We start from the raw sequence: 12,880 nt of genomic DNA on the forward strand, positions 1-12,880 counted from the left end.
CGCGGATGGCGATATGTCTTCCTCATCCGATACCCGCGGAGGGGGAGGGAGAATCTGACGGAATCACGAACTTTTGTTCGTCACATCTGTTATAGGGAGATAAGACTTTCGGACCGGGCGATTCATCTCCCACCTACGCCGGGCTTCGCCCCGAGACGCTTAGAGAAGGGAGAATTTTCGCCTACTTTTGTTAAAATTCACGTAAATCGTATGTTCGTTCAAAACCTAGTCGATTAAACTAGAACTATGAAGGGGATGGTTTTATGGAAAAGAAGCTTGCAGTCATTGATATTGGCTCCAACTCAATTCGAAATGTCATTTTTGAAGTGAATGATGAAGGACAATACTTTGAGCGCTTGAACGTGAAGGAGGTTGCCCGGTTATCGAGTCATATTGATGATTCGAATGAAATGACAGACGAGGGGATCGACTCACTGATCCATACACTACGTCATTTTAAAGAACTGAACGAATATCATGTGGTAACCGAGGTCATCCCGGTTGCGACGGCTGCCATTCGAAACGCGAATAACTCGGACGACATTCTTCAAAGCGTGAAACAAGCAACTGGAATGACGATTCGCTTACTGAGTGATTATGAAGAAGCCTTTTATGGCTACTCCGCCATCGTCAACTCTACCTACGTGGAGGACGGCTACTCCGTTGATATTGGCGGGGGGTCGATGGAGGTCACCTATTTCCAAAACCGAGAACTCGTCTTTTATCACAGCTTTCCATTTGGTGCCGTGACGTTGACGAAGGAATTTATGAAAGATGAGACAATGACGAAAGATGAACGAAAGGCGCTCACTTCCTACTTAAAGAAAGCATTTAAAGAAATTGAATGGCTAGAACCACATGGTGTCCCTCTTGTCGGTGTCGGCGGAACGGCTCGTAACTTAGTACGTGTCGAGCAGACCCTATCAAACTTCCCACTTGAAGGAATTCATCAATACACGATTTCTGCTGATCAACTCGAAGAAGTCGTAGACGAACTCGTCGGCATGTCGAGTAAACAACTCGGACGGTTGGATGGTCTCTCAAAGGACCGTGTCGATATTATCGCCCCTGCCGTCACAGCAATCGGCGAACTCGCAAACTATTTAAAAGTACCCGAGTTCACGATGAGCAATAACGGACTGCGGGAGGGTCTCTTTTATGAGAATTATTTAGAGGAGCACGACAAGGTCCGTTTTGCCGATGTGAAAGAGGAGAGTTTTCGTCACTTTGAAAAACAATATGATGTGAACCCTACGCGTCATCACCATTTGATTCATTTGGCACGTCAACTGTACACAGGATTGATTGAAGAAAAAGCGATTAAACCAAAACCGTTTGAACCAGGTCTCCTTGAAGGTTCCTGTCGTCTTGCATATGTCGGGGAATATATCGACCATAACAATAAGAGTGATCATACGTTTCACCTGATCACCACGAATGATTTTAAAGGGTTGAACAATGAAGATCGGCTCGCACTTGCCCTTGTCACATCCTTTAAATCGAAACGAGTATTAGAACAACACATCGAGGCCTTTCCAAAGTGGTTTGATCAAAAGCTGTTAAAGAGTCTCGAATTACTCGGTTCAATCGTCAAGCTCGTCGATGCCTTCGATTTGACAGAACGACAAATCATAACCGATCTCCACGTATCAAGTTCAAAGGATGGGATCACAATCACACTTGATACGAATGGGTCTGCCCGCTTCGAGTTGCAACGAAGTACCCGGCATAAAAAACATTTAGAGCGCGCGATTGATCAATCGATTGAGATTGTCTTGAGCGAGGAGGAATAAACATGTCCGATTATACGTATGATCATTTCAACAATCGTGAACTTAGCTGGCTCGACTTCAATGCACGCGTTCTTGAAGAAGCGATGGACGAACGAAACCCCCTCATGGAACGCTTAAAATTTCTGGCCATCTTTAGTTCGAACCTCGATGAGTTTTATATGGTACGTGTCGGTGGATTAAAGGACGAGGTGCTCGCCGGATTCAACCGACCAGAGGACAAGACGGGACTGACGCCAAAACAACAAATCAAAGCCATTACGATGCGTGCCCAAGAACTCGTCGAGACACAATACGCGACTTACAAAAAAATCACGAAACACCTTTCAAACCAAAATGTCCGCTTTTTGCGGACAAAGCATTTGAACAAGCAACAAATGGAATTCGTGAAAGAATATTTTCGGACGCATGTTTTTCCTGTTTTAACTCCCATTGCGGTCGATGCCTATCGTCCATTTCCGATGCTCTTATCTAAATCATTAAATATCGCCGTTGAAATTGCTTCAAACGATGAAGGGAAAAAGCGACTTGCCCTCGTTCAAGTACCATCCGTACTTCCTCGTTATTTAGAACTTCCGACGGACGAAGAAGAGCATACGGATTTAATTCTGCTTGAAGATTTGATTATTCAATTTATCGACTCCCTATTCAAAGGGTTCGTGGTCGAATCGACAATGCCTTTTCGAATCACGCGCAATGCTGACATGCCGTTTCATGAGGAAGGCAGTCGTGACGTATTGAAACAAATTGAAAAAGAGTTAAAAAAACGACGCTATGGTGTTGCGATCCGACTTGAAGTTCAGCAACGTTCGTTACGGAAAGAACTGTTGTTTATGCTCCAAGACGTGCTTGATTTGCATGACCGAGATATCTTCATCGTCGATGGCCCGATCGATTTGACATTCCTGTTTGGTGTCTATAGTCAAATCGGGATGGAATATGATGAAATGATCAATGAAACGCTCATTCCATTTATCCCAGAAGGTCTCGAGTCAGGAAAAGATTTATTCCAAAGTATTGCGAAACAGGATTATCTTCTTCATCATCCGTATCACTCGTTTGATCCAATTGTCCGATTCATTGCTCAAGCGGCAAAAGATCCGAACGTACTAGCGATTAAACAGACACTCTATCGTGTGTCTGGAGACTCTCCCATCATCAAAGCGTTGACCGATGCAGCCGAGAGTGGGAAGCAAGTGACCGTGCTCGTCGAACTGAAAGCACGGTTTGATGAGGAGAAAAACATTCAATGGGCAAAACAACTTGAAAAAGCTGGAGCCCACGTCATTTACGGTTATAAAGAACTGAAAACACATTCTAAAATCACACTCGTCGTCCGTATTTTAGAAGGCGGGGTACTGCAGCGTTTTGTCCACCTAGGGACGGGCAACTATAACGACTCTACGGCAAAACTGTACACGGATATCGGGCTTCTTACGACCAATGAGGAACTAGCGGAAGATGCTACGAATTTTTTCAACTGGTTGTCTGGGTACGGAGAAAGACCATCTTGGCATCAGTTCGAAACGTCTCCTGACGATATGAAAGACTTTTTCCTTAATAAAATTGAAGAAGAGATCAAGTTACACGAAAAATACGGGAATGGTCGGATTGTTGCAAAAATGAATTCAATTACGGATCGTTCCATCATCACAAAATTGTACGATGCCTCATCCGCAGGCGTGAAGATTGATTTGATTATTCGTGGTATCTGTTGCCTCCGACCTGGAATTAAAGGAGTCTCTGAAAACATTCAAGTGATCTCGATTATCGACCGATATCTCGAACACTCCCGAATCTTTTACTTCTATCAAAATGGAAAAGAAGACTTATACTGCTCCTCGGCGGACTGGATGACTCGAAACATGAAAAAACGAATTGAAATTCTATTCCCCATCCTCAACACGTCACACAAATCGTACATCAAAGATATGCTTGCACTTCAGCTTGTCGATAATGTCAAAGCGAGAAAGCAACGGTCTGACGGTCACTATGTCTATGTGAAGCGAGAGAACAACGCGGAAGAAATCCAGTCTCAAATTGTCATCCATCAATATACAGGTGGTCGCTGGAATAACATTCCGAGCGTGTTCGAACGAGAACCTTCGAATTGGGCAGAACGTGAAGTTTTACGATTGCGAGCAGAAAATGAGAAAATGACAGATGACTGATGTTAGACTTCTCAAATGAAACGTCTCATTGTATAATAAATTCGGTTATATCATGATAAAGCGCTTTCATTTATAGAGACGGAGGAATTTTATATGCAAGAGATTCTATTATCATTACTCGCAGGTCTGATTTGCGGTGCCATTTTCACTGCACTCAAATTACCATTACCGGCCCCACCGGTATTACCAGGTGTCGTCGGAATCTTCGGGGTTTTCCTCGGGATGAAGGTTTATCAATTCGTGGTGGCGAACTGGCCATTCTAAAAAAACGATGCCTCGGGCATCGTTTTTTTAGTCTAACGTATGAATGGCTTTATGACAGGTTGGACATACCAAAATTCCATGATCATCTTCTATGTGATATTCCATCAGTTTGTATGCATCGTTTCCATATCGTTCAAATAAATCGATACCGCATACCGTGCACATTGTTGATGTCGCATTCGGCGCAATAAGCCTTTCACGAAACAAATGCGCCTCATATGTCTCTTTCGTCCATTTAGATGACGGTACATGATAACCATCCATCCATTTCTTCCGAATCGACTCGTAGGATTCATCTGCCCCATACATCCCCACCTGTAATAGCGGATGATGAAAATGAAGTTGAATTAAGTCTACGAGGCTATACATCGCGACCTCTTCTTTCTCCAGACCGATCCAATACGGATCGTCGGGTCGTTCAATCCTTTCCTCTAGCAGTACTTCAGCCTCCGCCACAATACCATGCCCTAACACTTCGATGAATGCTGTCGGTGTCGTCACCGAACCTTTCACATAAACGGGACTCTGTTCAAGAAAATATGTCGGAAAGGCGTTCCATACATCATATCGATTTGGATCGACCTGTAGAATAGTCATCGCTTATTGATGAGCAAGCGTGAAGCGTTCACGCCATTCAGGATCAAATTGATTCGCACGGAACATTTCAATCTCTTGTTTGTATGGGGCGACTTTTGTTTTTTCACTAATCGGGATATAAGGCGTCTCTAAAATTTTCGGCAGATGCGCGAATGCTTCATGATGAATAATACGATTTAGCGTATCAAATCCAATCTCTCCGTACCCGATGTTTTCATGACGGTCTTTTTTAGCACCGCGCACGTTCTTCGAATCGTTCACATGAATGACACCGAGACGATCGAGCCCGACGATGCGATCGAATTCTTCGATGACGCCGTCTAAATTACCGACCAAATCATATCCCGCATCATGGACGTGGCACGTATCAAAGCAAACAGACAAGCGATCGTTGTGCGTCACACCTTCAATAATAGTCGCCAGTTCCTCAAACGTCTTCCCAAGTTCACTGCCTTTCCCAGCCATCGTTTCGAGTGCGATCTTCACTTGTTCGTCTCCCGTTAACACTTCATTGAGGCCTTCGATGATTCGAGCGAGACCGACTTCTTCCCCGGCACCGACATGGGCACCTGGGTGAAGGACAACGTGTCGTGCGACTTGAAGTGCTTCAGCCCGTTTTAATTCCTGTGTTAAAAAGGACACAGCCAATTCGAATGTCTCGGGTTTTGTCGTATTACCAAGGTTAATAATATATGGAGCATGGACGACAATCTCTTCGATGTCATGTGCCGCCATATGTTTGAGTGCTGCCTCGATATTTAAGTCTTCGATTGGTTTACGTCGTGTATTTTGAGGAGCTCCTGTATATACCATCATCGTGTTTGCACCATAAGAAACAGCCTCTTCACTACCTGCAAGTAACATCTTTTTTCCGGATACCGAAACGTGTGAACCTATTTTTAACATCATCATCTTCCCTTCATTTTCTTCTCTCTTTAGTTTACACAAAAAGAAGAACCGACTCCAAGAAGTCGATTCTCTCAAAAAATTAACGTTTGTTTTTCTTACGTGCAGCTCGACGATCGGAACGTTGTTGCTGCATATGCTCACGTGAAGCCGTTTCTTTTAACTTGTACTTAAATTTCTTTTTATAGCCAGGCTTCACTTTTTTCTTCGCCTTCTTGATTTCACCGGCCATGCGACTGTGTGCCGTATGCGAGACTTTCATCTTCCGGTCTGTTTGACGACGACGACGTGTTTTAATCGGTTGAATCGAACCGTTGCGCAAATCGACGTGTGTAAATTCAAACCCACGTTCTTCGAGACGGTTAATCGGTCCATTTTCATGGTCCTCGTATAACGTATACGCTTCACCTGACGCACCTGCACGGCCCGTACGGCCGACTCGGTGCGTATAGAAATCAAGGTCTTTCGGGATTCCGTGGTTGATGACATGTGACACACCAGAGATATCAATTCCGCGTGCCGCCAAGTCAGTGGCAATCACGTATTGGTATTTCGCGTCGTTAATATCTTTAATCGCTTGTTTGCGGCGACGTGCCTGCATATCTCCGTGCAATGTACCGACGTTAAGTCCGGCCTCACGGAACGATGCCTCTAACTCATCCGCTTCTTGCTTCGTGTTTGTGAACACGAGACAAACGAACGGATTGATTGCTTTCGCTATTTCGACAGTCAATTCCTTGCGATCACGGTGACGTACCGGGATGACGTGGTGCTTGATTTTTGGTGCGACACGATGCTCCGGGCTTGCTTCTGCAAAACGTGGATCATGAAGATATTTCTTCAAGAACGGTTCGAGCTTCTCAGGGATTGTTGCTGAGAAGACCATTGTTTGCAGTTTTTCCGGAAGTGCTTGCGCGATGCGATCCACTTCAGGCAAGAATCCCATATCGAGCATTTGGTCGGCTTCATCGACGACGAAATGACTCACTTTGTGAGGGAATAATGCTTGTGCCTTCATCAAGTCAAGAATTCGTCCTGGCGTCCCGATGATGATTTGTGGCGGATTTTTCATCTTATCAATTTGACGTTCACGGTCTGTTCCCCCGACAATTAAACTTGATTTAATATACTCCGGGTTCTTAATCAAAATTGATTTCAATTCTTCGTGAATTTGCCAAGCAAGTTCGCGTGTCGGTGCGACAACGATTGCCTGGACGGATTCTTCTTCTGGGTTGATCGCTTCAACGATCGGCAACAAGAATGCGAGTGTTTTACCCGTTCCTGTTTGTGATTTTCCAATAATATCTCGACCATTTAAAGCAGCCGGAATGATCCGTGCTTGTATATCGGTCGGTTTCGTGATGCGTTTTTCTGTTAACGCATCAATCATAAACGGTAGCAATTTGAACTGTTGGAAGCTGTTCAATCGATACACCTCCTGTTTCTTTCCACTTTTCCTAGCATAGCGGAATCAAATCATTTGTCAATCAATCTTTTGCCACACCTTCATATAAATAACTCGATGAATAGTAGTGTTTGGCAATTTTCTTTCCATTTAAATGCTGTTCGAGCGCCTTGAAGCCGACTTCCATCATCTCGTTCGGTGACTGAACGACGGTCGCATTCACTTTCCCGTTTTGAATGAGCGGATAAATGTCTGAAACCCCATCAACCGACACAATCGTTTTATCTGTTAGACCATGGCTTTCTAAAGCGCGAACGACGCCGAACGTATTATCATCATTATGCGAAAACACCGCATCAAATGGAATCTTCTCTTCTAACCAACGTGACATTTCAATCTCTGCTTGAAACGTATCATAATTCCCGGTAATCGACGCGATAATTTGAAAGTCCTTTGCATGTTCTTTCTCATACTCTCGGATCCCTAAACTACGGTCCATCGTGGAACGAACTTTTGGGGTCCCACTCACTTCTACTACACGAATTGGTCGATCTAGGTTTTTATAATTTGCGGCAATCTGTTCGGCTGCCATCCGTCCGATATCCACATTGTCCGATACGACCGATGTCAGGACACTCGGATGATCAATCATTCGATCAATCGCAATGATTGGAATGTTTTTACTTTTCGCACGTTCCAATGATGGTTGGATGAACGTATCATCGAGTGTCGTTAAAAAAATTGCCTCGACCCCACGGTCAATCAATGAATCTAGTTTCTCTTTCTCTAAGACGCGAGAATCTTCACTCGTTGTCGGAATCGGGATAAATCCCTTTTGGTTGGCAGTGTGCACGAACGAATCTAATAGTTTGTTGGCATGTTCGTGTTTATCACTAACGAACACAAAGCCCACTTCTTTTTCGGTAGCTTTTTGCTCCGGGAGTTGAATCGATGTGATGAGAAGAATCGTCATCGCCCAAACAATCGGCAACCAGAGCCAATAATGTTTGAGTCCTTTCATGACGGGTGTCTCCTTGGAATCTTGATTAAGATGGCGGTGCCTTTACCTAACACACTATCAATTTCCATCGCACCGTTCACACTCTTCAAATACTCTTGGATCATGTAAATACCAAGACCATTGCCTTTCTCTTTTGTCGTTTTAAATGCAGAACCGATCGTTTCAAGTTGATTCTCACTCATCCCGATTCCATTATCTTCTATTAGGAAACGATATTCCTGTTCGGTAAAGAGGACGGTGACGACTACACTCCCCTCTGCACCTTTTGATTCGACCGCATCGACCGCATTTTTAAACAGATTGTAGATAATTTGAACGAGCATATCAAACGATGCATAAAATGCTGGCATGTCGTTCGGTACAAGTAATTCCCATTTCGTCGGACGTTTATAACATTCCGCATCCATTAAAAATTCAAGTCGCTTCGTGAACTCTATCATGTCAATCCATGTTTCATATTTTCCGGCCTGATCGGGTTTAGCGAGCGTCAACATGGTCGTAATCAAATCGTTTGCCCGCTCCAACTCTTTGATGGCAACCTTCACCATCTCTTCATCACTCTGCCCTGCTCGTACCATTTGTAACGTGATGTGTACGGGTGTAAGCGGGTTACGAATTTCATGAGCGATCCCCGCGGCCAACTGTCCGAGAGAGGCTAACTTTTCTTGGTGCAAAATCAGCTGTTGTTGACTTAGTTGTTCACGTCGTGACGTCTCCATTCGCTGAGCATAATCATTATACGTGTCGAGTAACGTTTCCACTTCTTTTGAACCCGTTCGTTCTAACGAAATGGTGCCGAGTGATTGTTGCTTTTTGATTTGGTTGACCAACTCGACAAGCGGACTCGTCAACGTACGAGACAACAACAATCCTACTAGGATACTTAAAAAAAACGTAACGAGGGCAATCATCAGGTACTGCCAACGTGTATCATATACCGTCTCATACACTGAGTCGTTCTGATGCTTAGCGAGCATGCTCCATCCGCTCACTCGAGCATCGGGTTCATACATTAACGTGTCTTCATCCGTACTCAAAATCGTTCGTGAACTTCTACCTAACACGTTATCAATGACTTCTCGTGACACACGGCGTTCTGCATCCGTGACCAAGTTAAAGGAAGTCGTCAACACTTCACCTTGTTCGTCTAATAAATAAAGAATCATATCATCATTCGCTGACTCTAATGATCTGCGATATAAGTCGGAGTTTAAGACGCTGACACTCCCACCAAATATCCCGATTGGTTGATTGTTTTCAATGACGGGAACGTATAAAAAGGTCCCCATATCTCCACTGATCATCACGGGGTCACTCATATATAACTCTTTTCCACTGGCGGTTAACACTTCTTTAAACTTTGAATCCCGCTTGATCGCATAGGAAGGAACCTGTCGTTCCGAATACCATTTGAACGAATCTTGTTTCAAATCATAATAGAAAATGGATGTGAAGCTCGTCCGCTGATTCAAATATCCTGTTTTGATACGTTCTTCAATCAATGACTCATTTCCGACGTAAGCACCCAGATAAACCAAATCTTCATACAGTTTTCCAAGTCGAGATTCGACATTTTCAATACTGTCGTCGATTGCGTAATCAAATTGCTCTTTTGCCAACTCTTCTGCTCGAGACACCGTGACGCGGTCAGCAGAAAAGGCAAGCGACGAAATGACGAGTGCTAAAATGATGATGATAATAAATGTGATTTGGAAAAAGTATGATTTTTTCAGTTCACGTATTGATTTCATGTGACTCACGGCGTCCCTCCTCTCTAACCTAAAAATTATAGCATGAATACACGCAAATCTTTTCGTATTTTCGAAACAATGTTAGACTAATATGTATGAAAGCACTTCGAAAGGAGCCTTCGTCTTCATATGAAAGTTAAAAAAATTAGTCCTCGCGGATATTGTTATGGTGTCGTCGATGCCATGAAACTTGCAAATGAGGCAGTCGCAAATCCAGATTTGCCACGCCCGATTCATATACTTGGAATGATTGTCCACAACCGTCACGTTACGCAGGCGTTTGAGGATCTTGGTGTCAAAACTGTGGATGGAGAAGATCGCATGCAAGCGCTCGAAACGATCGACCGTGGAACGGTCGTCTTCACGGCACACGGAATCTCACCACTCGTTCGGAAACGGGCGATTGAAAAAGGATTGACGATTGTCGATGCGTCTTGTCCAGACGTCCTTGTGACTCACGATTTAATTCGTGAAAAAACGGCAGAAGGATATGATGTCATCTATATCGGAAAACATGGGCATCCTGAGCCTGAAGGGGCGATCGGGGTCGCACCGGACCACGTCCATTTAATTCAATACGAACACGAAATCGACCAATTGCCGAGCCGGTTGTTTGACCGGAAAATTCTCGTGACGAACCAGACGACGATGAGTCAATGGGACGTCTCCGCATTGATAGAAACGATTCAGGCTCGTTACCCACACGTGGAAGTGCATAATGAAATCTGTAATGCGACACAGGTCAGACAAGAAGCTGTCGCTGAACAAGCAGGCGACTGCGAATTGTTGATCGTCGTCGGCGACCCTAAATCAAACAACTCGAATCGCCTGGCACAAGTTTCAAAGGAGATTGCCGGAACGAATGCATATCGCATCGGTGACTTGAGCGAGCTCGACTTGAACTGGCTCGAAGGTGTAGAGACTGTTGCCGTGACATCCGGTGCATCCACACCAACTCCGATCACGAAAAAAGTCATCGACTTCTTGTCACAGTATGACCCGAATGATTTGAGTACTCACGATAAAACACCGTTCCTTGAACTTCGGAGCATCTTGCCGAAAGTAAAAGCATTGCGTAAGTGAAGCAATCCCCCATCCTCTTAGAGGATGGGGGATTTTTACGTGTCATCTGAACTGGAACGGGTTCGTATTCGCCTCTGAAATGAGCAAGTCGACATCGATTTTCGCCTGTTCAAACTTTCTTGAGAGCACATCGATGACCCCTTGCTTCATCACACTTTCGACATGATGACCCGGATCGACAACGGCAAGTCCTAACGCCATCGCATCATGCGCCACGTGGAAGTATAGGTCCCCTGTCACGTAGGCATCCGCACCTTTAAAGTGAGCAGTCGATACATACTTATTCCCGTCTCCGCCAAGGACCGCCACTTTCTCAATCAACCGTTCCGGATTTCCAACGACGCGTACGCCCTCGACATTGAAAGATGTCTTCACAAGCGCAGCAAACTGTTCAAGCGTAATAGGTTGTTCTAGACGTCCGATTCGCCCTAACCCAAATACGTGCCCTTCTATCTCATCTCGAATCAAGTCGTATGCTACTTCTTCATACGGATGAGCATCTTGCATCGCTCGTAAAACTCGCTTTTTCTGACTCTCTCGAACGACCGTCTCGATTCTCACTTCGCTCACTTGTTCTGTTTCATGCGGTCTTCCAATGAACGGTGTCGTTCCTTCAAGCGGAGTGAACTGTCCCGTGCCAGCAACACGGAACTGACAATCCGCATAGTCTCCGATGTGTCCGGCGCCAGCTTTACCTAATGCACGTGACACGTCTTCTGCATGTGACTCCGGAACAAATACGGATAATTTATAAACCGGTTCTTCATACGTCGGAACGAGTACGTTTATGTCGTGCAATCCGATTGCTTCACTCATCCAATCATTCACGCCACCCTCACAGACATCTAGGTTCGTATGCGCCACGTAGACCGCGATATCATGCTGAATACATTTCATCGCGATTTTCCCTGCCGTCGAGCGGTCATTCACCTGAGATAACGGACTAAAGATAGGCGGATGATGGGCGATAATCAAATCCACCTTTTTCTCAATCGCTTCATCCACGACCGATTCAAGCACATCGAGCGTCACCATGATTCGTTTGACGTCTTTATTCAGCGACCCAATTTGCAACCCGATCTTATCTCCTTCGACTGCTAAATGTTTCGGTGCAAATTCTTCAAACAACTGGATCACATGATTTCCGTTCGCCATTATTGACTCACCTCTCTCATCTTGTCACGCATCCGTTTGAACTCATCTTGTTTTTGAATTAAGGCATCTGACTGATTCCCTTCCGCCATTTGACCAAGTACGTAATCCAACTTATCGGCTTCTCTGCTCCATTTTAGCTTGAACGCATCGGACCGCTCCTGCACCAAATACGGACCGAATAAGAGTTGCCACGATTGTTCGTTTGGTTCTTCACTATAGATGGTTTCCGACCCTTTTTCACCAACGAGAATCTCATAAACCTTATCATTTTCTTCGACAATTGATTCTTCGACAAGGACATAGCCGTTCGCTAATAACCAGCTTCGCACATGTTGTCCATCGACATTCGGTTGAAGAATGAGTCGCTCCACTGCACCAAGCTTTTCTTTTCCTGCTTCGAGAATGGACCGAATCAAGCTGCCTCCCATTCCACAAATCGAGATACATGTCGCTTCATCCTCGCCTAGTACGGCTAGTCCGTCGCCAAGACGCACGTCGATGACATCACGTGCCCCAATCAAGTCAACTTGAGCTTTTGCGGCCTCCATCGGTCCGACATTTACTTCACCTGCAATCCCCTTCTCAATGATTCCATGTTGATAGGCATAGCATGGGACATACGCATGGTCTGATCCGATATCAGCGAGCACGCTTCCTTTAGGGATATAATCAACGACCTGCTTTAATCGGCGGTCTAACATGACACGTTCTTGCATACAAGACAACTCCTTTGTTCT

General features: G+C 44.8%; 11 protein-coding genes. 4 read left to right on the top strand and 7 right to left on the bottom strand.

Going from position 1 to position 12,880, the window contains the following annotated elements; genetic code table 11:
* The first annotated feature begins 263 nt into the window (after positions 1-263).
* The 3 genes from KNO90_RS02020 to KNO90_RS02030 all read left to right on the top strand — a co-directional run bounded on the left by KNO90_RS02020 (position 264) and on the right by KNO90_RS02030 (position 4,225).
* Positions 264-1,793, top strand: coding sequence for a Ppx/GppA family phosphatase (locus KNO90_RS02020; RefSeq protein WP_215112908.1), 1,530 nt, complete (start codon positions 264-266; stop codon positions 1,791-1,793).
* Positions 1,794-1,795: 2 nt separating this feature from the next.
* Positions 1,796-3,961: an RNA degradosome polyphosphate kinase gene (locus tag KNO90_RS02025; protein ID WP_215112909.1), complete on the top strand. Its 2,166-nt coding sequence runs from the start codon at positions 1,796-1,798 to the stop codon at positions 3,959-3,961.
* Between the two features lie 93 nt (positions 3,962-4,054).
* On the top strand, positions 4,055-4,225 hold the full coding sequence (locus KNO90_RS02030; RefSeq protein WP_074033351.1) for a DUF1427 family protein: 171 nt from the start codon (positions 4,055-4,057) through the stop codon (positions 4,223-4,225).
* A gap of 27 nt (positions 4,226-4,252) precedes the next feature.
* On the opposite strand, the gene KNO90_RS02035 is transcribed toward KNO90_RS02030, so the two are convergent.
* From KNO90_RS02035 to KNO90_RS02055, 5 genes are all read right to left on the bottom strand, one after another.
* Positions 4,253-4,822, bottom strand: a complete 570-nt coding sequence (locus KNO90_RS02035) for a hypothetical protein (RefSeq protein WP_215112910.1) — start codon at positions 4,820-4,822, stop codon at positions 4,253-4,255.
* 3 nt (positions 4,823-4,825) lie between these two features.
* The gene (locus tag KNO90_RS02040) at positions 4,826-5,728 is read right to left on the bottom strand and encodes a deoxyribonuclease IV (RefSeq protein ID WP_214742389.1); all 903 of its coding nucleotides are present in this window, start codon (positions 5,726-5,728) and stop codon (positions 4,826-4,828) included.
* An 82-nt stretch (positions 5,729-5,810) separates the two neighbouring features.
* Positions 5,811-7,154, bottom strand: a complete 1,344-nt coding sequence (locus tag KNO90_RS02045) for a DEAD/DEAH box helicase (RefSeq protein WP_214741198.1) — start codon at positions 7,152-7,154, stop codon at positions 5,811-5,813.
* Between the two features lie 61 nt (positions 7,155-7,215).
* Positions 7,216-8,154 carry a sugar ABC transporter substrate-binding protein gene (locus KNO90_RS02050; RefSeq protein ID WP_215112911.1) on the bottom strand — a complete coding sequence of 313 codons (939 nt, stop codon included), beginning with the start codon at positions 8,152-8,154 and terminating at the stop codon, positions 7,216-7,218.
* On the bottom strand, positions 8,151-9,905 hold the full coding sequence (locus KNO90_RS02055) for a sensor histidine kinase (protein ID WP_251127354.1): 1,755 nt from the start codon (positions 9,903-9,905) through the stop codon (positions 8,151-8,153). The genes KNO90_RS02050 and KNO90_RS02055 overlap by 4 nt, the downstream gene beginning before the upstream one ends.
* Positions 9,906-10,034: 129 nt before the next feature.
* On the opposite strand from KNO90_RS02055, the gene KNO90_RS02060 reads away from it, so the two are divergent.
* The gene (locus KNO90_RS02060; RefSeq protein ID WP_214741205.1) at positions 10,035-10,988 is read left to right on the top strand and encodes a 4-hydroxy-3-methylbut-2-enyl diphosphate reductase; all 954 of its coding nucleotides are present in this window, start codon (positions 10,035-10,037) and stop codon (positions 10,986-10,988) included.
* 42 nt (positions 10,989-11,030) lie between these two features.
* On the opposite strand, the gene KNO90_RS02065 is transcribed toward KNO90_RS02060, so the two are convergent.
* Both KNO90_RS02065 and KNO90_RS02070 read right to left on the bottom strand, forming a co-directional pair.
* Positions 11,031-12,143 carry a Nif3-like dinuclear metal center hexameric protein gene (locus tag KNO90_RS02065; protein WP_215112912.1) on the bottom strand — a complete coding sequence of 371 codons (1,113 nt, stop codon included), beginning with the start codon at positions 12,141-12,143 and terminating at the stop codon, positions 11,031-11,033.
* Positions 12,143-12,859 carry a tRNA (adenine(22)-N(1))-methyltransferase gene (locus KNO90_RS02070; RefSeq protein ID WP_215112913.1) on the bottom strand — a complete coding sequence of 239 codons (717 nt, stop codon included), beginning with the start codon at positions 12,857-12,859 and terminating at the stop codon, positions 12,143-12,145. The genes KNO90_RS02065 and KNO90_RS02070 overlap by 1 nt, the downstream gene beginning before the upstream one ends.
* Between the last annotated feature and the right edge of the window lie 21 nt (positions 12,860-12,880).

This window comes from Exiguobacterium sp. s63 (assembly GCF_018617335.1).
In the GTDB taxonomy this organism is placed as follows: Bacteria; Bacillota; Bacilli; order Exiguobacteriales; family Exiguobacteriaceae; genus Exiguobacterium.

Excerpts from the sequence above, each read along its gene's own strand:
- KNO90_RS02020 (WP_215112908.1), top strand. The coding sequence starts at position 264 with ATGGAAAAGAAGCTTGCAGTCATTGATATTGGCTCCAACTCAATTCGA.
- KNO90_RS02040 (WP_214742389.1), bottom strand. The coding sequence starts at position 5,728 with ATGTTAAAAATAGGTTCACACGTTTCGGTATCCGGAAAAAAGATGTTA.
- KNO90_RS02060 (WP_214741205.1), top strand. The coding sequence starts at position 10,035 with ATGAAAGTTAAAAAAATTAGTCCTCGCGGATATTGTTATGGTGTCGTC.
- KNO90_RS02055 (WP_251127354.1), bottom strand. The coding sequence starts at position 9,905 with ATGAAATCAATACGTGAACTGAAAAAATCATACTTTTTCCAAATCACA.
- KNO90_RS02025 (WP_215112909.1), top strand. The coding sequence starts at position 1,796 with ATGTCCGATTATACGTATGATCATTTCAACAATCGTGAACTTAGCTGG.
- KNO90_RS02070 (WP_215112913.1), bottom strand. The coding sequence starts at position 12,859 with ATGCAAGAACGTGTCATGTTAGACCGCCGATTAAAGCAGGTCGTTGAT.
- KNO90_RS02050 (WP_215112911.1), bottom strand. The coding sequence starts at position 8,154 with ATGAAAGGACTCAAACATTATTGGCTCTGGTTGCCGATTGTTTGGGCG.
- KNO90_RS02030 (WP_074033351.1), top strand. The coding sequence starts at position 4,055 with ATGCAAGAGATTCTATTATCATTACTCGCAGGTCTGATTTGCGGTGCC.
- KNO90_RS02065 (WP_215112912.1), bottom strand. The coding sequence starts at position 12,143 with ATGGCGAACGGAAATCATGTGATCCAGTTGTTTGAAGAATTTGCACCG.
- KNO90_RS02035 (WP_215112910.1), bottom strand. The coding sequence starts at position 4,822 with ATGACTATTCTACAGGTCGATCCAAATCGATATGATGTATGGAACGCC.